Consider the following 17,594-nt stretch of genomic DNA (forward strand, 5'->3'; position numbering starts at 1 on the left):
GAACCGTGGCTGAGCCCACCGGTGTCGAGACGCCCATTGAGGGCGAGCTGGACGACTACAACGCGGAGGAGTTCCCCTCCGAGTACACCAGCGAGTCCTCCGCCGTCGGCGGCGAGGCCGTGCGCAAGCCCATCACCCTGGGCAACTCGTACGGCACCGGCCGCCGCAAGGAGGCCGTCGCCCGCGTGCGCATCGTGCCGGGCACCGGCAAGTGGACGATCAACGGTCGCCCGCTTGACGTCTACTTCCCGAACAAGGTCCACCAGCAGATCGTCAACGAGCCCTTCGTGACGCTCGGCGCCGAGGACCAGTTCGACGTCATCGCCCGCATCGACGGCGGCGGCGTCACCGGCCAGGCCGGTGCGCTGCGCATGGGCCTGTCCCGCGCCCTGGCGATCCTGGACGTCGAGGTCAACCGCCCGCCGCTGAAGAAGGCCGGCTTCCTGACCCGTGACGCCCGCGCCACCGAGCGCAAGAAGTACGGCCTCAAGAAGGCCCGTAAGGCTCCGCAGTACAGCAAGCGTTAAGTTGGGGCGCCTCTTCGGCACCGACGGGGTACGTGGGGTCGCTGGTCGCGACCTCACGGCCGAGCTCGCCATGGACCTGTCCGTGGCCGCGGCTCATGTCCTCGGCGATGCCGGGGCGTTCACTGCCGACGACGGGCGGTCCGGCTCCGCGCCGCACCGCCCGATCGCAGTCGTAGGCCGGGACCCCCGGGCTTCAGGAGAATTCCTGGAGGCCGCGGTGGTCGCCGGCCTGGCGTCGTCCGGCATGGACGTTCTCCGGCTCGGCGTGCTGCCCACCCCGGCGGTCGCTTACCTGACCACGGCTCTCGGAGCCGACATGGGCGTGATGCTCTCCGCCTCCCACAACCCCGCCCCGGACAACGGGATCAAGTTCCTCAACCGGGACGGCTACAAGCTGCCCGACGCGGTGGAGAACGAGATCGAGCAGCGGCTCGGCGAGAAGTGGGACCGCCCGGTCGGCGGTGCGGTCGGCCGCGTGCGCGACGCGTACGGCGAGGCCGACCGCTACGTCTCCCATCTCCTGTCCACCATGTCCGGCCGGCTCGACGGCCTCAACGTCGTCGTCGACTGCGCGCACGGCGCCGCCCACATCGTGGCGCCCGAGGCGCTGATGCGGGCCGGCGCGAAGGTCGAGACCATCGGCGCGCGCCCGGACGGCCTGAACATCAACGCCGGGGTCGGCTCCACGCACCTGGACAAGCTCCAGCAGATCGTGGTCTCCCGCGGCGCCGACGTCGGGATCGCCTACGACGGGGACGCCGACCGCTGCCTGGCGGTCGCGCACACCGGCGAGGTGATCGACGGCGACCAGATCATGGCCGTGCTGGCCATGGCCATGCGCGCCGACGGGAGGCTCGCCGGAGAGACCGTCGTCGCGACGGTCATGTCCAACCTGGGCTTCAAGCTGGCGCTGAAGAACGCCGGGATCGACGTGATCGAGACCGCCGTCGGGGACCGCTACGTCCTGGAGGCCATGCGGGCGGGCGGCTACAACTTCGGCGGCGAGCAGTCGGGGCACGTCCTGATGCTCGACCACGCGACCACCGGCGACGGCCTGCTGACCTCGCTGCACCTGCTGTCGGTCGTGGCCCGCGAGGGCCGGCCGCTGGCGGAGCTGGCCGCGGTGATGACCCGGCTCCCGCAGGTCCTGGTCAACGTCAAGGGCGTGGACCGGGCGAAGGCCTCGGTGCCCGAGCTCGCCGAGGCCGTCGCGGCGGCCGAGGCCGAGCTCGGCGAGAGCGGCCGGGTGCTGATCCGGCCGAGCGGCACCGAGCCGATGATCCGCGTCATGGTCGAGGCCGCCTCGGCGGAGCAGGCCCAGCAGCTGGCCGACCGCCTGGCGGACGTCGTCCGTACCGCCTGCGTCTGACCCGTCGGCCCCGGTTCCGGTTCCGAGAGGACCCGGAACCGGGGCTTTCCGGTTTTCCGGCGCGGCTCCGTCTTTGGCATTCGCCTCATCTTGCGCGCGGGTCTGTTGCCGTGAGGGAACCAGTGTTTCCAAAATCGGTGTGACATCCCCCGCACGAAAGTCTGGTGAAGTGTCATGCGCACATGGTTGTCCAGGTTGTGCGTCACCCTCGCGGCCCTGCTCCTGATCACGGCGACCCCGGCGGACGCCCCGGCCGCCACCAGGCGCAGCACCTCGCTCTGCAGCCGGCCCAGCGCCGGGGCCTCGGGGCGACCTCGTCCAGCACGGCCACCGCCCGCCAGGGCAGCCCGTTGCGGCGGGGCTCGACCGAGGCGCTCACCCGGGCGACGATGACGGTCCCGTCCCCGCTGACCAGCCGCGTCCACGCGCGGTAGGCGTCCAGCCGCCCGGTCGCGAGCAGGCGCCAGTGGGGCCACTGCGCCTCCCGCTCGCCGGGGGCGAGCAGTTCCTCGGCCGGGTGGCCGCGCAGTTCGGCGGCGCTCCGGCCGAGCGCCGCGTGGAAGGCCGGATTGCTCTCCCTTATCCGGCCCAGCCCGTCAACGGAGACGATCGGCACCCGGGCGCGTTCGAAGTAGACCTGGTAAGGGCCCTTCACCGCTTGAACGGTAGGCCATCGGCCGGGATCCGGCCAGAGGCGTTCCCGCTCCTGCCGGGTGGCCGCGGGAGGTCACTCGTCGCCGGTGAGGGAGAAGCTCCGCAGGCGCTGCCCGGCCCAGACGACCCCGCCGGCGGTCACGACCGCCAGCGCGGTCGCGGCGAAGCCCAGGCCGATCTCGGTCGTCAGGAAGGACGAGGTCGAGATCTGGTCGGCCACGGTCTGGGCCCACTGCTGGACGGAGAACCGGCGGGCGCCGGGGACGAGGTTGCCGACCAGGCCCTCCCAGATCACCGCGTAGGCGATGCCGATGGTGACCGCGTGCCGGGTGACCACGCCCAGCAGCATGAACAGCGCCGCGTACGCCACGCCGCCGATGAGCGCGCCCAGGGTGAAGCCGGCGGCGACCCCGGACTCCAGGCCGACCAGCAGGTAGGCCGCGAGGAAGGTCGGCACGGCGGCGAAGACGGCCACGACCGAGGCGGCGACCAGGAACTTGGTCTGCGCGATCACCGGGCGGGGGATCGGCTTGGACAGCAGGTGGACGATCGTCCCGTCGTCGATCTCGGGGGCGATCACGCCGGTCCCCGCGATCAGGCCGAGCAGCGGCAGCATGATGCCGATGGCGAAGGTCTTCAGCAGTTCGACCGTGGCCCGCTCGCCGTCGGCGCCGACCGTGCGCAGCAGCACGGCCAGGGCGAGCAGTACCGCCGGGAGCAGGACGAGCAGCCAGATCCGGCGGCGCCCGAGCAGCGCCCGGTAGGAGATTCCGGCGATGACACCGTTCATGGTCAGCGGCTCCTGTTGATCAGGTAGGAGAAGACGCTCTCCAGGTCTTCGTCGGCCGGGGAGATCTGCAGGACCCGGACTCCGGCGTCCCTGGCCAGGCGGGGGAGCAGCCAGGTGAAGCGCCGGAAGTCCACCGCCCGCACCTCCAGCCCCGCCTCGGTGAGGGAGACCGCCCCGGCGGAGGCGTCGGCGATCAGGGCCGAGGCCAGCCGGCGGTCGTCGCTGGAGCGCACCCGGAACAGGTGCGGCCGGTCGGTCATCCGGCGGCGGATCTCGCGGAAGTCGCCGGAGGCGGCGTGCCGGCCGGCGACCAGGACCTCGATCTGCTGGGCGACGCGCTCGACCTCCTCCAGGATGTGCGAGCTGAACAGGATGGTCTTGCCCGCCGTCCCCATGGACCGGATCAGGTCCATCAGGTGCATGCGCTGGCGCGGGTCCATGCCGTTGAACGGCTCGTCCAGCAGGAGCACCTGCGGGTCGTGCACCAGCGCGGCGGCGACCTTCACCCGCTGGCGCATGCCCTTGGAGTAGGTCTCGATCCTGCGGTCGGCCGCGCCCTCCATCTCGACCGTGGCCAGCGCCTTGCGGGCGGCGTCCTCGGCGTCGGGCAGCTTGTGCAGGAGTGCGCTGGAGAGCACGAACTGCCGGCCGGTGAGGAAGCCGTAGACGGCCTCGCGCTCGGGGACCAGGCCGATCGAGCGGTAGATCTCGTGGTTGCGCCAGATCCGGGTGCCGTCGAGGGTGACGGTCCCGCCGGAGGGGGCGAGGAACCCGGCCATCATGTGCAGCAGAGTCGACTTGCCCGCGCCGTTGGGGCCGAGCAGGCCGGTGACGCCGGGACCGATGGTCATGGTGACGTCGTTGACGGCCACCACGTTCCCGTACCAGCGGGAGACCTGGGCCAGTTCGAGGTTCATCGCGAGGCCGCCTTCCGGTAACGCATGATCAGGGCGGCCACCGAGAGCACGGTCAGCCCGAGCACGGCCGCGATGGCGGCCGCCACGCCGATCCCGCCCGGGTAGGCGCCGGGCGCGGCGGGCTCCGTGCCGAAGATCCCCACCTGGACGGCCGCGTCCACCAGGAAGAACGGGTTGACCAGCCAGGCCCAGCCGGCGGCGGTGTAGTCGTTGACCGACTCCATCACCGCGGCCAGGACGGTCGAGACACCCGAGGAGAGCAGGTAGAGCGCGATGATCGAGGCCACGCCCAGCCCGCGCCGGGGAGTGAAGGAGGCGATCGCCACCCCCAGCGCGGCCAGCAGCACCGCGTACGCGACCGCCCCGGCCATGCTCGCCAGGTAGTCGGAGGTGAGCGGCGCCCCGGGCATGTCGATGAGGAGCTCGCCGACGAACAGCACGGTCAGCGGTACGGCCAGCAGCAGGAAGAGCGCGGCGGTCATCGCCGCGAGTTTCGCCCCCACGTAGTCCCAGAGCGTCACCGGACGCGACAGGTAGAGCGGGAGCACCCGGAAGCGCAGGTCCGGCGCGACGGCGTACGGCGACTGCGAGGCGAGGAAGATCGCGATGATCGGCTGCAGGGCGACCGCGTACCCGGGATAGGCCATCCCCCGCTGCTGGGCCAGAGCCATGATCGCGATGGAGACCACGGCCGGGAGCATCATGATCCCGAAGAGCCCGAAGGGGATGATCTTCGCGCGGGCCGGGCGGCCGAGCCCGAAGATCCCGCGCAGGCTGTGCACGGTCAGCGCCGCGGTCGCGTGGCCGCGGCCGAGCCGGGCCCCGTCGTAGTGCCGGTAGCCGATGTCGTGGATGACGCCCACGGGGGCGGCGGGGCCCGGAGGCAGGCCCGGGGCGGAGGGGCCTGCGGGCGGCGAGCCGCCCTCCGGCGCGTTCGGGACGGGGGAACGGTCAGACATCGGCGGGCTCCTTGAAGACGTCCTCGATGCGCTGGCGGCCCTGCTCGACCCGGACGAGGCAGAGGTCGAGGTCGCAGACGGCGTCGCGCAGGACGTCGTAGGTCTCCGGGGCGCGCACCTGCAGCAGGAGCGCACGCCCGGCGGCGGTGACGGTCTCGCCCAGTTCGGCCAGGCGGGCGGCCAGCAGCTCCTGGCCCTCCTCGACCTCGACCGTCACGCTCTGGGTGGTCTGGGTGAACTCGCCGATGGCCGAGGAGCGCAGCAGCCGGCCGCCGTCGATCACGATGACGTGGTCGCAGATGCGCTCCAGCTCGCCGAGGAGATGGGAGGTGACCAGCACGCTGATCCCGAACTCGGCGCCGATCCGGCGGATCAGCGCCAGCATCTCGTCGCGGCCCTGCGGGTCGAGGCCGTTGGTGGGCTCGTCCAGGAAGACCAGCCGGGGGTCGTGCACCAGCGCCTGGGCCAGCTTGACCCGCTGCTTCATGCCGGTGGAGTAGCCGCCCATCGGGCGGTAGCGCTCCTCGTACAGGCCCACGTGGCGCAGCACGTCGGCGGCGCGCTCGCGGGCGGCGGTGCGCGGCAGGCCGGACATGCGGGCCATGTGCACGGTGAACTCGGTGGCGGACAGGTCGGGCGGGAGGCAGTCGTGCTCGGGCATGTAGCCGACGACCCGGCGGATCTCGGCGCCCTGGACCGTCACGTCCATGCCGAGCACCTGCGCGCTCCCGGCGGAGGGGGGCAGCAGGCCCAGCAGGATCTTGATCAGCGTGGACTTGCCCGCGCCGTTGGCGCCGACCAGGCCGGTCACGCCCGGGCCCACGGTGACGGTGAGCCGGTCGAGGGCCGTCACCCGGGGGAAGCTCCTGGTGAGCCCCTCGGTGGCGAGGATAGTCATGATCGGAGGCTATCGACCGGAGGCCGTGATCGCCTCGGTCATACGAACGACTCACCCCTCATCCGCAAGGAGAGGGCGCGCCTCGCCGGGTCTCGGCCTTTCGGCCGGGTACCGCGGCGGGGAGGGGTCCGGCGCGTCCTGGGCGAGGTCAGATGCGGCGCAGCCGTACGCGCTTGATGGAGTGGTCGGGGCCCTTGAGCAGCACCAGGCCGGCGCGGCCCCGGGTGGGGGCGATGTTCTCCAGGAGGTTGCGCTCGTTGATGTCGCGCCAGACGTTCTTGGCGAACTCGGTGGCCTCCTCGCCGGACATCTCGGCCAGGTGCCGGAAATAGGACTTGGGGTCCTCGAAGGCGGTACGGCGGAGCTTGTGGAAGCGGTCGACGTACCACTCGCGGACGTGCTCGACCTTGGCGTCCACGTAGATCGAGAAGTCGAAGTAGTCGTTGACGGCCAGCGCGGCGGGCGGAGCGGGCTGCAGGACGTTGAGCCCTTCGACGATGAGGATGTCGGGGCGGTGCACGCTCTGCACGGCGCCGGGCACGATGTCGTACTCCAGGTGGCTGTAGACGGGGGCGCTCACCTCGGGCAGCCCGGCCTTGACGTCGGCCACGAACCTGACCAGGGCCCGCCGGTCGTAGCTCTCCGGGAAGCCCTTGCGGTGCATGATGTCCCGCTCGGCGAGGACCCTGTTCGGGTACAGGAAGCTGTCGGTGGTGATCAGCTCCACCCGGGGGTGCTCGGGCCAGCGGGCCAGCAGCGTGTGCAGGAGCCGGGCCGTGGTGGACTTGCCGACCGCGACGCTCCCGGCGATGCCCAGGATGTACGGCGCCGGCTCCCGGCCGGTGCCGAGGAAGGTGCTGACCGCGGCGTTGCGCTGCCTGGCCCCGGTGAAGTGCAGGTTGAGCAGGCGGGTGAGCGGCAGGTAGACCTCGGTGACCTCGGTCAGGTCGATCGGGTCGTCGACGCCGCGCAGTTCCTCCAGCTCGTCCTCGGTGAGCGTGAGCGGCGTGTTCTTGCGCAGCTCGCTCCACTGCGCCCTGCTCAGCTCGACGTACGGCGTCGCCGCGTCCCACCCGTTGGCCATAGCCCGCAAGCCTACTGACCGGTCACCGGCGGCCCGGCCCTGGGCTCCCCGCGATCTCCGGGCTCCCGTTCCCCGCCAGGTGGAGGAGGGCGCGGCGGCCCGGACGGGCGGGAAGTCCGCCCCATTCGAGGGAATTGGCGATTTATGCCATACAGCGAATCGATGAACGCGGATTAACGTGGCGTGAATCACTGATTCAAGGAGTGTCATCATGGATCGTCGTCGTTTCCTCGCCGGAACCACAACGCTGGCGGCCGCGGGAGTGGCAGGGCCGTTCGCCGGAGTCGCCCGGGCGGGGCGCGACGGGGAGATTCGGCGGGGCGGCGGCTACGGGCCGCTGGTCCCGGTCCCCGACGAGCGGGACGGGGCGGTCCGGCTCCACCTGCCGGAAGGCTTCCGGTACCGCTCGTTCAACCCCGCGGGCGAGGCGTTCACCGACGGCACGGTCACCCCCGGCAAGCACGACGGCATGGCCGCGTTCCGGGGACCGCGCGGCACCACGGTCCTGGTCCGCAACCACGAGATCAACGGCCCCGTCGGCGCGTTCGGCGACCCGGCCAGGGCCTACGACCCCGCGGCCGGCGGCGGCACGGCCACGCTGCAGGTCACCCGCGACGGCCGGGTGCTGAAGTCCGGGCCCAGCCTGACCGGCACCCAGATGAACTGCTCCGGCGGGCCGATGCCCTGGGGCGCCTGGGTGACGTGCGAGGAGACCGTCAACGGACCGGACACCGGCAACGACTTCACCGGCCAGGACAACAGCAAGCTCCAGCAGAAGCACGGCTACATCTTCGAGGTCCCGCTGAACGGCGCGCCGGGCGGGCCGATCAGGAGCGCGGGCCGCTTCGCCCACGAGTCGGCCGCGTTCGACCCGCTGACCGGGGCGATCTACCTGACCGAGGACAACTTCGCCTTCGCCTCGGGCTTCTACCGCTACCTGCCGCCGAAGAACCCGCTGCACGCGGGACGCATCCTGGACGGCGGCCGGCTCCAGATGCTGGCCGTACGGGACGAGCCGGGCAAGGACCTCTCGCTCGGCCAGCCCGCCGGGGCCTCCTACCGGACGACCTGGGTGGACATCGACGACCCGGACCCGGCCTTCACCGGCAGGCCGAGCTACGAAATCGCGATCCAGGCCGTCGGCAACCAGGGCCGGGCCAAGGGCGCGGCCCTGTTCTCCCGCCTCGAAGGCGCGATCCGGCACCACGGCACGATCTACTTCGTCTCCACCCAGGGCGGTGCGACCGCCCCCGGCGACACCCCGCCCGACGGGTTCGGCAAGGGACGCGGCCAGGTGTGGGCGTACGAGCCGTGGAGCGGAAAGCTGAAGCTGGTCTACGAGTCGCCGGGCGCGGTCACCCTCGACCTGCCCGACAACATCACCACCAGCCCCCGGGGCACCCTGGTGCTGTGCGAGGACGGCGGCAGCGACAACTACCTGCGCGGTCTCACCCGGAGCGGCGAGATCTTCGACTTCTCCCGCCTGGTCCCGGTCTCCGGCGACTCCGGCGCGGAGTTCGCCGGATCCACCTTCGGCCCCGGCGGCCACACCCTCTACGTCAACGTGCAGTCCTCCCAGGGCGTCAGCTTCGCCATCTGGGGCCCCTGGCACCGCGGCGGCTTCTGACCCCGCCCCTCGACCGTAAGATCGTTTTCCGGGAAGCGCACGTCCCCGAGGCCGGAGAAGCGTGCACCTCCCGGAAAACGATCACTTTCCCGTGTGTCCGGTGAGTGAGTGATCAGCCCGTCCGGAGATCCCCGGGCCGCCGGTCGGCGCAGCCGTCCACGTCCAGCCGCTCCAGCCGCTCCAGCCGCTCCAGCTGCTTCAGCTGCTTCAGCCGGTCGTAGGCGGTCAGCCGGCGGCACGAGGCGGCGTCGTAGAACCCGTGCCGGACCAGGTGCACGAAGCTCTGCACCGTGCAGGGCGCCTTGGCCGGGTCCGATGAGGCCGGCGTTATGGATCAAAGAACGTTGAGCGCATCGGGAGAACGGCGCCCGCTTCCGGGGGACGGCCGTCCGGCGCTTGACCTCAACTGTGGTTGAGATCCCAGAATCGCCGGCAGCGGGTGGTGCGGCCGGATGGGCCGGTCGGAGCGCGCCCGCATGTCCTGGACCGAACCCCGTCCCAAACCAGGGAGATGCCTGCCATGAGCAAAGTCGTCGTCATCGGTGCCACCGGCAAGCAGGGCGGTGCGGTCGCCGACCTGCTCCTGCAGCGCGGCCACGAGGTCGTGGCGTACGTGCGCTCGGAGGGGTCGCCGGCCGCGAAGGCGCTGTCGGCCCGGGGCGCGCGGCTCGCCGTCGGCGACCTCGCCGATTCCGGTGCGCTCCAGCGGGCCTGCACGGGCGCGGACGCGGTCTTCGGCCTGTCGGTGCCGTTCGGCGAGGGCGGTAAGGACGAGGAGGTCGCGCAGGGTCGGCTGCTCGTCGACACCGCCTCCCGCCTCGACGTCCACCTGGTGTACTCCTCCGTGCGGGGCGGCGACCGGCAGGTGGCCACCGGCGTCGACCACGCCGACAGCAAGCAGCTCATCGAGGCGTATCTGCGCGAGCGGCCGGTGCGCGCGACGGTGCTCGGCCCGGTGTACTTCATGGAGAACACGCTCAACCTCGGCTTCAGCCGGCTCGGCGACGGTGTCCTCGCCAACCCCTTGACTCCGGGCAAGCCACTCGACCAGGTGAGCGTCCTGGACATCGCCGGCATGGCCGTACACGCCGTCGAGAACCCCGGCGAGCTCGTCGGCGAGCGGATCGACATCGCGTCCGATCGCGTCACCGGGCAGGAGGCGGCCCGAATCCTGAGCGAGGTGCTCGGCCGGGAGATCCCCTACCAGCAGATGCCGCTGGACATGGTGCGGCAGTGGGCCGGCGAGGAGGTGGCCACGATGTTCGAGAACTTCGAGAACACCACCGACTTTCTCGACATCGAGACTCTGCACGCCAGCTACCCCGCCGTGCGCTGGCACAGCTACGCCGAGTGGGCCGAGACGGTGGACTGGGACAGAGTCCTCGCAGGCTAGACGAGCCCGCACCGGGGACGGACGGGCGCGGCTTCGGACAGCCGGGCCGGAGGCCGCTTCGCGCTCGGTACCCGGCCTCCGGCGGGCCGGTCAGGCGGAAGGGGCGCGGATCCGGGCGGACCGTGGCAGGATCGCCCCGAGAGACATTTGATCTTGTTGGTGTCCTGCCCCCGGACCGAGGCGGCCTCATTGAGTGCATCGGGAGAAACGGGTCCGCTCCCGGCGGACGGTCATGTGCACAGCGAATGGTCGTGGGACGCCGTGGCCGGTTCCATGGAGCGGACGTGCGAGCGGGCCGTCGAGATCGGCCTGCCGTCCCTGGCCTTCACCGAGCACGCGGACTTCACCCCGTGGACCCTGCGGGAGGGTGTCACGATTCCCGGCGCCTGGCGGACCCTGGTGAGCGGAAACGTGCTCACCCCTCCGGCGATCGACCTCGACGGTTACCTGGAGTGCCTGCGGCGGTGCCGTGACCGCTTCCCGGGACTGCGCATCCTGTCAGGTGTCGAACTGGGCGAACCGCACCGGCACGGTCACCGGGTCGGCGGCCTCCTCGCATCCGGGGAGTTCGACCGGGTGCTCGCCTCCGTGCACTCCGTGCCGGTGGACGGCGAGTCCGTCGACGTCTCCGACCTCTACCGCGACCGCCCGGCCGTCGAGGCGGTGCGCGTCTACCTCGCCGAGGTCCTGCGCATGATCGAGCGGTTCGACGGCTTCGAGGTCCTGGCACACGTCGACTACGCCGTGCGGTACTGGCCGGCCGGCGCCGGGCCGTACGACCCCGCCGGGTTCGAGGACGAGCACCGCGCGGTCCTGAGGGCCCTCGCCCGCTCCGGCAAGGCACTGGAGATCAACACCAAGGTGCCCCTGCCCCCCGTGATCGTGCGCTGGTGGCACCAGGAGGGCGGCCGGGCCGTCACCTTCGCCAGCGACGCGCACGACCCCGCCACCCTGGCCCGGGGCCTCCCCGAGGCGAGCGCGCTGGCCGAGTCCTGCGGATTCCGGCCCGGCGCGCACCCGGCCGACTTCTGGACACGCCGCTGACCAAGGTCGTTCGGTCAGGCGAACCTGTGATCGTTCGGTGAGAAGCCGACGTCTCCAGCCGCGTCCCGACGCCGACTTCTCACCGAACGACCTTCGTGCGCGGCGGGGCAGTCCCGGTGACACCGGATCAGAAGTCGAACTCGCCCTTCTTCGCGCCTCCGCTCTCCGCGCCCCCGTGGGAGAGCGTCCGCCGGGGGTTCTCCCACGATCAGTGGAGGGTTCGGCTCACCTGATAACGCCGCAGGCCACCCGCCCGCCGGCGTCGCCGGTCTTCAGGGTCGCCTCGTCGGGACCGGCCGGGCTGTACCGCTCGGGGATGTGGGCCAGGTTGTCGGGGAGCGCGTGGACGATGACGGCGCTGCCGTCGCCGTCGGTGAGGTGGCTCACCCGGAACCTGTCGGTGACGACGGAGGCCGTGCCGGTGCCGTCCCCGCCCGCGAGCAGCGGCGGCAGGTCGCCGGAGTGGCCGCCGTGGGAGCCCTTGCCGAGGTCGAAGTGGCCGCCCGCGGTGAAGAACGGGGTGACCTTCCCGGTCGCGGGGTCGACGGCCGCCGGGTCGCACACGCCGGTGGTGTGGATGTGGAAGCCGTGGAAGCCCGGGGCCAGGCCCTTCACCGTGACGGACACCCTGGCCTTGCCGTATCCCGCGTGGCTGATGGTGAGCCGCCCCACGGCCGTGCCTCCGGTGTCGCGGATGACGGCCGTGGCGTGGTGCCCGCCGCGCTCCGGCGCGGCCTCGGCGGCGGCGGAGACGCCGACGCCCGCGACACCTGCGGCGAGCACGGCGGCGACGGCCAGATGAGTCCTGCGCTGGATCATGGGCCTGACCTTCCATCGGGGGTTCCGCTCCTCCGCAAGACGGGAGCGGCACGTCCATCAGACCGGGTCTCCGGATGAATATCCACATACCGAATCACCGTGAGCCCCCGGTTATGGGACCGGAGACCTGGTCCCGAACGCAGGGACCAAAGACCCTGTCCCCGGGAGGCCGTCTCCCCTATCGGGTGCGAGGCTCCGGCGGGCATCCTGGAGTCACACGCCGGCATCGAGGGGTCACACCATGTGCAATTACTGCGGCTGCCGGGACTTCCCGCTGATCGGACGGCTCTCCGAGGAGCACTGGCGGATCGGGGAGAGCGCCGGGGAGCTGCGCCGGGCCATCGGCGAGGGCCGGTACGGCGACGCGGTCCCCCTCCTCGACGAACTGCTCGCGCAACTCGTCCCGCACACCGCCGCGGAGGAGAACGGCCTGTTCGCCGAGCTGCGCGCCGAGGGATCGCTGGCGGATGCGGTCGACCGGCTCTGCGCCGAGCACGACGAGATCCACGGGGTGTTCGGCGCGATCGACCGCGCGGCGCCGGACTGGCCCGCCGTACTGGAGGCGATCCGGAAGCTGCACCGGCACATCGACGGCGAGGAGCACGGCCTGTTCCCCGCCGCGGTGATCATGCTGCCGATATCCGCCTGGGACCGCATCACCCCGGAACGGCCGGCGGTCGGAGGGTGAGCGGGGCCGGCGTCGGCCCCGCCGCTCCGCCGGAGGGGACGCGCGAGGTCCCCGGCGCCCCGGCCCGCCGCCCGCGGCCCGGGACGTCCCACTACCCTGGGCGGGTGATCGTGGGAATCGGCGTGGACGTGGTGGACGTGGCCAGGTTCGAGGAGACGCTGGCCCGCACGCCCGGGCTGCGGGCGCGGCTGTTCACCGAGGGGGAGCGGGGCCTGCGGGCGGAGTCCCTGGCCGCTCGGTTCGCGGCCAAGGAGGCCGTGGCCAAGGCCCTGGGCGCCCCGCCCGGCCTGCTGCACGTCGAGGCCGAGGTGGTGACCGCCGAGCACGGCCGTCCCGAGCTGCGGGTGACGGGCCGGGCCGCCGAGGTGGCCGCGGCGCTGGGGGTGACCCGCTGGCACGTCTCGCTGACCCACGACGGAGGCGTCGCCGTCGCCTACGTGGTGGCAGAGGGATAGCCCCTCGGCGGCGCGCCGCCCGGACGGCCCCGCTACGAGGGGATCCGCGCGGCAGGACCTAGATTCGGGGTATGCGGATCGCGTACACCTCCGACCAGATCAGGGCGGCCGAGACGGCGCTGATGGCGGCCCTGCCCGAGGGGACCCTCATGCAGCGGGCCGCCGCCGGGCTCGCGACGGCCTGCGCCGGGATGCTCGCCGGCACGGCGGGCAGGGTGTACGGCTCCCGCGTCGCGCTCCTGGTCGGCAGCGGCGACAACGGCGGTGACGCCCTCTACGCCGGGGCGAGGCTCGCGGCCCGGGGGGCCCGGGTGCACGCGGTCCTCGCCGGGTCGCGGGTCCACGAGGCCGGGCTGGCGGCCCTGCGCCGGGCCGGCGGCCGGGTCGTGGACATCCGCGGTGGCGTGCCGGAGGAGGCCCGGCCGGTGATCGGCGCCGCCGACCTGGTCGTGGACGGGCTGGTCGGGATCGGCGGGGCGGGGGCGCTGCGGGAGCCGTACGCGGCGCTGGCCGGGATCACCCGCGACGTCCCCGGCTGGGTCGTCGCGGTGGACGTGCCGAGCGGGGTGGACGCGAGCAGCGGGCGGGTCGACGGGACGGCGGTCCGGGCGGACCTCACGGTGACGTTCGGGGCGCTCAAGACCGGGCTGCTGGTCGACCCGGGCGCGGAGCGCGCCGGCCGGGTGGAGCTCGTCGACATCGGGCTGGGACCGTACCTGCCGGACCCGGACGCGGTGGCGCTGACCGGGGAGGACGTCGCCTCTCTGCTGCCCAGGCCGGACGCCCGCTCCGACAAGTACCGCCGGGGCGTCGTCGGGATCGCCGCCGGGAGCCGCCGCTACACCGGCGCGGCGGTGCTGGCCGTGGCGGGCGCGGTCCGGGCCGGTGCGGGCATGGTGCGCTACGCGGGAGCGGCCGAGCCCGCGGCCCAGGTGCGCGCCCGCCGGCCGGAGGCCGTGGTCACCGAGCTGGCCCCGGACGGGGAGGCCGCGGGCACCGGTCCCGGGGAGGGGATCGCGGCGGCCGGCCGGGTGCAGGCGTGGGTGCTGGGTCCCGGCCTGGGCACCGGCGCCTGGGCGCACGACGTGGCCCGCGCCGTCCTGGCGAGCGACGTCCCCGTGCTGGTGGACGCCGACGGCCTGACGCTGCTGGCCGCCGACCGGTCGCTGCTGCGCCGCCGTACCGGGGCGCCCGTGCTGATCACCCCGCACGCCGGCGAGCTCTCCCGGCTGCTGGGCGTGCCCAGGGCGCGGATCGAGGCCCGGCGGCTGGAGCACGTACGGCGGGCCGCCGCGGACCTGGGCGTGACCGTGCTGCTGAAGGGCTCGACCACGCTGGTCGCCGAGGAGGGCAGGCCGGTCAGGGCCAACCCCACCGGCAGTCCCTGGCTGGCCACCGGCGGCACCGGCGACGTGCTGGCCGGGCTGGCGGGCACGCTGCTCGCCGCCGGGCTGGACTGCTACGACGCCGCCTCCTGCGCCGCGTACCTGCACGGAACGGCCGGCCGGGAAGGCCCGCTGGCCGCGGGAGACGTCGCCGAGGCGCTCCCCGCGGTCATGAGGTCGGTCACGAATCGGCCTCGGCAGCGGGAAGGAGCTGCCAAACTGGAAGGATGAGTTTCCCGATGACTCCTGCCGAGGCGCGGGTGGACCTCTCGGCGATCCGGGAGAACGTCGCGCTGCTGCGGAGCCATGCCCCCGGGGCTCTCACCATGGTCGCGGTCAAGGCCGACGCCTACGGGCACGGGCTCGTCGCCGGCGGGCGGGCCTGCCTGGAGGGCGGCGCCGAGCGGCTCGGCACGGCCTACGTCCGGGAGGCCCTGGAGCTGCGGGCCGCGGGGATCACCGCGCCGATCCTGTCGTGGATCATCCCGCCGGGCGAGCCGCTGGACGAGGCCGTCGAGCAGGACGTGGAGCTCTCGGCCGCCGCGCCGTGGCTGGTCGACGCCATCGCCGAGGCGGCGGGCCGTACCGGCCGGACGGCGCGGGTGCACCTGAAGGCCGACACCGGCAGCGGCCGCGGCGGCGCGCCGCTCGCCGACTGGCCGGCGCTGGTGGACCGGGCGCTGGCCCGGCGGGCGGAGGGCACGATCGAGATCGCCGGTCTCTGGTCGCACTTCGCCTGCGCCGACATCCCGGGGCACACGTCCGTCGAGGCCCAGCTCGGCGCGTTCGACGAGGCGCTGGCCCTGGCGGAGAAGGCCGGCGCGGGCGGGTCCCACGTGATCCGCCACATCGCCAACTCGGCGGCGAACCTGACGATCCCCCGGGCCCGCTACGACATGGTCCGGCCGGGCATCGCGGCCTACGGGCTGAGCCCGATCCCGGAGATGGGGGATTTCGGCCTCCGCCCGGCGATGACGCTGACCGCGCGGATCGCGCTGGTCAAACGGGTCCCGGCCGATTCCGGAGTGTCCTATGGGCACCTTTATGTCACAGATCGCGAAACAACGCTTGGCCTGGTACCGCTCGGGTATGCGGACGGCATCCTGCGGCACGCCACCAACCGGGCGGAGGTGCTCGCGGGCGGCCGCCGGCGGCGGATCGCCGGACGGGTCTGCATGGACCAGTTCGTGATCGACACGGGAGACGACCCGCTGACCGAGGGAGACGAGGTGATCCTGTTCGGTGACGGTTCGCACGGGGAGCCGACCGCGCAGGAATGGGCGGATTCCCTCGGCACGATCACTCATGAGATCGTGACCAGGATCGGTGCGCGCGTGCCACGCGTTTACCGGTGAGGGTCGGTAGTAGGGGGTCTGAATGACTACGACACGACGCAGGGTCGGTATCGCGGGCGCGGTCGTCGGTGCGGCGTCCGCCGGAGTGGCCGCCGCCGCGCTCGCCAAACGGTACGCCGTGGGCCGCATCCGGCTCCGCCCCGACCCCGAGGCGAGCGAGCCCCTGGGCGAGCTGCGCGGGCGCCAGGTCACGGTCACCACCTCCGACGGCGTCTCCCTGCACGCCGAGGTCGACGGCCCCGACGACTCCCCGCTGACCGTGGTGCTCTGCCACGGCTACACCCTCAACCTGGACTCCTGGCACTACCAGCGGCGCGACCTGCGCGACGTGCACCGGCTGGTGCTGTGGGACCAGCGCTCCCACGGGCGCTCGGCGCGCACCTCGGCCGAGGACTCGACGATCGACCGGCTCGGCGAGGACCTGTTCGAGGTCGTCACCGAGCTGGTGCCCGGGCCGTGCGTGCTCGTCGGCCACTCCATGGGCGGCATGACGATCATGGCGCTGGCCGACCGGCATCCGGAGCTGTTCGGCGAGAAGGTCAAGGGCGTCGCGCTCATCTCGACCTCCGCCGGGAAGCTGGCCGAGGTCTCGCTCGGCATGCCCGCGCTGCTGTCCAAGGCCGTGCACAAGGTCACGCCGGGGACGGTCTCGCTGCTGGGCCGCCGGGGCGCGCTGGTGGACAAGGGCCGCCACGCGGCCAACGACGTCTTCTTCCTGGTCCTGCGCCATCTGGGGTTCGGCGACTCCAAGAGCGTCAGCCCCACCGTGGTGGACTTCGTCGAGTCGATGATCCGGTCCACCCCCTTCGAGGTGATCGCGAACTTCTACCCGGCGCTGATGTCGCACGACAAGCTGAGCGCGCTGGGCGTGCTGGACGACGTGCCCACCTCCATCGTGGTCGGCGACCGCGACTGGCTGACGCCGGTCGACCACAGCAAGGCGATCGCCGCCGCGCTGCCGCGCGCCCGGTTCACCGAGGTGCCCGACAGCTCGCACCTGGTCCAGCTGGAGCGGCCGGGAGCGGTCAACGACGCACTGCGCGACCTGCTGAAGCGGGTCGCGGCCGACCTACAGGAGTGAGTGAACGGTGAGAGTCGTGGCGACCGCCGAGGAGATGCGGGCGCTGGGCGCGGAGCTGGCCGCGCTGCTGGGCCCGGGGGACCTGGCGGTGCTCTCCGGCCCGCTGGGGGCGGGGAAGACGACCCTGGTGCAGGGCATCGCCGAGGGGCTGAAGGTGCGCGGGCCGATCACCTCGCCGACCTTCGTGATCGCCCGGGTGCACCCCTCGCTGGCCGGCGGCCCGCCCCTGGTGCACGTCGACGCCTACCGGCTCGGCGGGAACCTGGAGGTCGACGACCTGGACCTGGACGCCTCGCTGGAGGAGTCGGTGACGCTGGTCGAGTGGGGCGAGGGCCTGGTCGAGGGGCTCGCCGAGGACCGGCTGGAGATCTCCATCGACCGGGGCGAGAACGACGAGCGCACGGTACGGCTCCGCGGCGTCGGTCCCCGCTGGCGGGGCGTCGTCTGATCGGGACGGGGGCCCCGCCCCCGGGAACCCCGGGCCGCCCGGAACGGGGTCGCCTGATTCGCCCGCGTAGGGAGCGGAATCCTGGCACTCTGACATTACGC

The 17,594-nt window shown here is 72.8% G+C and carries 19 protein-coding genes; 11 read left to right on the plus strand and 8 right to left on the minus strand.

Annotated features, from left to right (window positions below):
* Positions 1 to 5 precede the first annotated feature (5 nt).
* A complete protein-coding gene (gene rpsI / locus FHS22_RS15675) occupies positions 6 to 527 on the plus strand; it encodes a 30S ribosomal protein S9 (RefSeq protein WP_184942327.1) in 522 nt (173 codons plus the stop codon).
* A 1-nt stretch (position 528) separates the two neighbouring features.
* Positions 529 to 1,896, plus strand: a complete 1,368-nt coding sequence (gene glmM, locus FHS22_RS15680; RefSeq protein WP_184942328.1) for a phosphoglucosamine mutase — start codon at positions 529 to 531, stop codon at positions 1,894 to 1,896.
* A gap of 226 nt (positions 1,897 to 2,122) precedes the next feature.
* Here the strand turns inward: glmM and FHS22_RS15685 are convergent, their stop codons facing one another.
* The 6 genes from FHS22_RS15685 to coaA all read right to left on the minus strand — a co-directional run bounded on the left by FHS22_RS15685 (position 2,123) and on the right by coaA (position 7,198).
* On the minus strand, positions 2,123 to 2,551 hold the full coding sequence (locus tag FHS22_RS15685; protein ID WP_184942330.1) for a PAS domain S-box protein: 429 nt from the start codon (positions 2,549 to 2,551) through the stop codon (positions 2,123 to 2,125).
* Positions 2,552 to 2,623: 72 nt separating this feature from the next.
* Positions 2,624 to 3,340: an ABC transporter permease subunit gene (locus tag FHS22_RS15690; RefSeq protein WP_184942332.1), complete on the minus strand. Its 717-nt coding sequence runs from the start codon at positions 3,338 to 3,340 to the stop codon at positions 2,624 to 2,626.
* Positions 3,341 to 3,342: 2 nt separating this feature from the next.
* Positions 3,343 to 4,257 (minus strand): ABC transporter ATP-binding protein, encoded by a 915-nt coding sequence (locus tag FHS22_RS15695; RefSeq protein WP_184942334.1) that lies wholly within the window; start codon positions 4,255 to 4,257, stop codon positions 3,343 to 3,345.
* Entirely contained in the window at positions 4,254 to 5,216 is a 963-nt protein-coding gene (locus tag FHS22_RS15700; RefSeq protein ID WP_260407970.1) for an ABC transporter permease, read from the minus strand. Before FHS22_RS15700 ends, FHS22_RS15695 begins: the two co-directional genes overlap by 4 nt.
* Entirely contained in the window at positions 5,209 to 6,114 is a 906-nt protein-coding gene (locus tag FHS22_RS15705) for an ABC transporter ATP-binding protein (RefSeq protein WP_184942336.1), read from the minus strand. The genes FHS22_RS15700 and FHS22_RS15705 overlap by 8 nt, the downstream gene beginning before the upstream one ends.
* A gap of 148 nt (positions 6,115 to 6,262) precedes the next feature.
* Positions 6,263 to 7,198 carry a type I pantothenate kinase gene (gene coaA / locus FHS22_RS15710; protein ID WP_184942338.1) on the minus strand — a complete coding sequence of 312 codons (936 nt, stop codon included), beginning with the start codon at positions 7,196 to 7,198 and terminating at the stop codon, positions 6,263 to 6,265.
* Between the two features lie 211 nt (positions 7,199 to 7,409).
* Here coaA and FHS22_RS15715 point away from each other — a divergent pair, with 211 nt between their 5' ends.
* Positions 7,410 to 8,825 (plus strand): PhoX family protein, encoded by a 1,416-nt coding sequence (locus FHS22_RS15715; protein ID WP_184942340.1) that lies wholly within the window; start codon positions 7,410 to 7,412, stop codon positions 8,823 to 8,825.
* A 112-nt stretch (positions 8,826 to 8,937) separates the two neighbouring features.
* Here FHS22_RS15715 and FHS22_RS37345 read toward each other — a convergent pair whose 3' ends face one another.
* Positions 8,938 to 9,114 (minus strand): hypothetical protein, encoded by a 177-nt coding sequence (locus FHS22_RS37345; RefSeq protein ID WP_221473687.1) that lies wholly within the window; start codon positions 9,112 to 9,114, stop codon positions 8,938 to 8,940.
* A gap of 231 nt (positions 9,115 to 9,345) precedes the next feature.
* Between FHS22_RS37345 and FHS22_RS15725 the strand changes: the two genes are divergently transcribed.
* Both FHS22_RS15725 and FHS22_RS15730 read left to right on the plus strand, forming a co-directional pair.
* Positions 9,346 to 10,218, plus strand: coding sequence for an NmrA/HSCARG family protein (locus tag FHS22_RS15725; protein ID WP_184942342.1), 873 nt, complete (start codon positions 9,346 to 9,348; stop codon positions 10,216 to 10,218).
* 234 nt (positions 10,219 to 10,452) lie between these two features.
* Entirely contained in the window at positions 10,453 to 11,262 is an 810-nt protein-coding gene (locus FHS22_RS15730; protein WP_184942343.1) for a PHP domain-containing protein, read from the plus strand.
* A 225-nt stretch (positions 11,263 to 11,487) separates the two neighbouring features.
* Here the strand turns inward: FHS22_RS15730 and FHS22_RS15735 are convergent, their stop codons facing one another.
* Positions 11,488 to 12,081, minus strand: coding sequence for a superoxide dismutase family protein (locus tag FHS22_RS15735; protein WP_184942345.1), 594 nt, complete (start codon positions 12,079 to 12,081; stop codon positions 11,488 to 11,490).
* A 241-nt stretch (positions 12,082 to 12,322) separates the two neighbouring features.
* Here FHS22_RS15735 and FHS22_RS15740 point away from each other — a divergent pair, with 241 nt between their 5' ends.
* The 6 genes from FHS22_RS15740 (at position 12,323) to tsaE (ending at position 17,493) form a co-directional block, all read left to right on the plus strand.
* Positions 12,323 to 12,769: a hemerythrin domain-containing protein gene (locus FHS22_RS15740; RefSeq protein ID WP_184942347.1), complete on the plus strand. Its 447-nt coding sequence runs from the start codon at positions 12,323 to 12,325 to the stop codon at positions 12,767 to 12,769.
* Between the two features lie 104 nt (positions 12,770 to 12,873).
* Positions 12,874 to 13,224 carry a holo-ACP synthase gene (locus FHS22_RS15745; protein ID WP_184942349.1) on the plus strand — a complete coding sequence of 117 codons (351 nt, stop codon included), beginning with the start codon at positions 12,874 to 12,876 and terminating at the stop codon, positions 13,222 to 13,224.
* 71 nt (positions 13,225 to 13,295) lie between these two features.
* Entirely contained in the window at positions 13,296 to 14,840 is a 1,545-nt protein-coding gene (locus FHS22_RS15750) for an NAD(P)H-hydrate dehydratase (RefSeq protein WP_184942351.1), read from the plus strand.
* Positions 14,837 to 15,964, plus strand: a complete 1,128-nt coding sequence (gene alr, locus FHS22_RS15755) for an alanine racemase (RefSeq protein ID WP_260407972.1) — start codon at positions 14,837 to 14,839, stop codon at positions 15,962 to 15,964. The genes FHS22_RS15750 and alr overlap by 4 nt, the downstream gene beginning before the upstream one ends.
* Before the next feature lie 22 nt (positions 15,965 to 15,986).
* Entirely contained in the window at positions 15,987 to 17,045 is a 1,059-nt protein-coding gene (locus FHS22_RS15760) for an alpha/beta fold hydrolase (RefSeq protein ID WP_184942353.1), read from the plus strand.
* A gap of 34 nt (positions 17,046 to 17,079) precedes the next feature.
* Entirely contained in the window at positions 17,080 to 17,493 is a 414-nt protein-coding gene (gene tsaE, locus FHS22_RS15765) for a tRNA (adenosine(37)-N6)-threonylcarbamoyltransferase complex ATPase subunit type 1 TsaE (RefSeq protein ID WP_184942539.1), read from the plus strand.
* The last annotated feature ends 101 nt before the right edge of the window (positions 17,494 to 17,594 follow it).

This window comes from Thiemannella venezuelensis, assembly GCF_014203605.1.
GTDB classification, from domain to species: Bacteria; Actinomycetota; Actinomycetes; order Streptosporangiales; family Streptosporangiaceae; genus Planomonospora_A; species Planomonospora_A venezuelensis.

Bases quoted from the DNA above. Each gene is read 5' to 3' on its own strand.
- FHS22_RS15690 (WP_184942332.1), bottom strand. From the start codon at position 3,340: ATGAACGGTGTCATCGCCGGAATCTCCTACCGGGCGCTGCTCGGGCGC.
- FHS22_RS15695 (WP_184942334.1), bottom strand. From the start codon at position 4,257: ATGAACCTCGAACTGGCCCAGGTCTCCCGCTGGTACGGGAACGTGGTG.
- FHS22_RS15700 (WP_260407970.1), bottom strand. From the start codon at position 5,216: ATGTCTGACCGTTCCCCCGTCCCGAACGCGCCGGAGGGCGGCTCGCCG.
- FHS22_RS15705 (WP_184942336.1), bottom strand. From the start codon at position 6,114: ATGACTATCCTCGCCACCGAGGGGCTCACCAGGAGCTTCCCCCGGGTG.
- coaA (WP_184942338.1), bottom strand. From the start codon at position 7,198: ATGGCCAACGGGTGGGACGCGGCGACGCCGTACGTCGAGCTGAGCAGG.
- FHS22_RS15715 (WP_184942340.1), top strand. From the start codon at position 7,410: ATGGATCGTCGTCGTTTCCTCGCCGGAACCACAACGCTGGCGGCCGCG.
- FHS22_RS15725 (WP_184942342.1), top strand. From the start codon at position 9,346: ATGAGCAAAGTCGTCGTCATCGGTGCCACCGGCAAGCAGGGCGGTGCG.
- FHS22_RS15735 (WP_184942345.1), bottom strand. From the start codon at position 12,081: ATGATCCAGCGCAGGACTCATCTGGCCGTCGCCGCCGTGCTCGCCGCA.
- FHS22_RS15740 (WP_184942347.1), top strand. From the start codon at position 12,323: ATGTGCAATTACTGCGGCTGCCGGGACTTCCCGCTGATCGGACGGCTC.
- FHS22_RS15750 (WP_184942351.1), top strand. From the start codon at position 13,296: ATGCGGATCGCGTACACCTCCGACCAGATCAGGGCGGCCGAGACGGCG.
- alr (WP_260407972.1), top strand. From the start codon at position 14,837: ATGAGTTTCCCGATGACTCCTGCCGAGGCGCGGGTGGACCTCTCGGCG.
- FHS22_RS15760 (WP_184942353.1), top strand. From the start codon at position 15,987: ATGACTACGACACGACGCAGGGTCGGTATCGCGGGCGCGGTCGTCGGT.
- tsaE (WP_184942539.1), top strand. From the start codon at position 17,080: ATGCGGGCGCTGGGCGCGGAGCTGGCCGCGCTGCTGGGCCCGGGGGAC.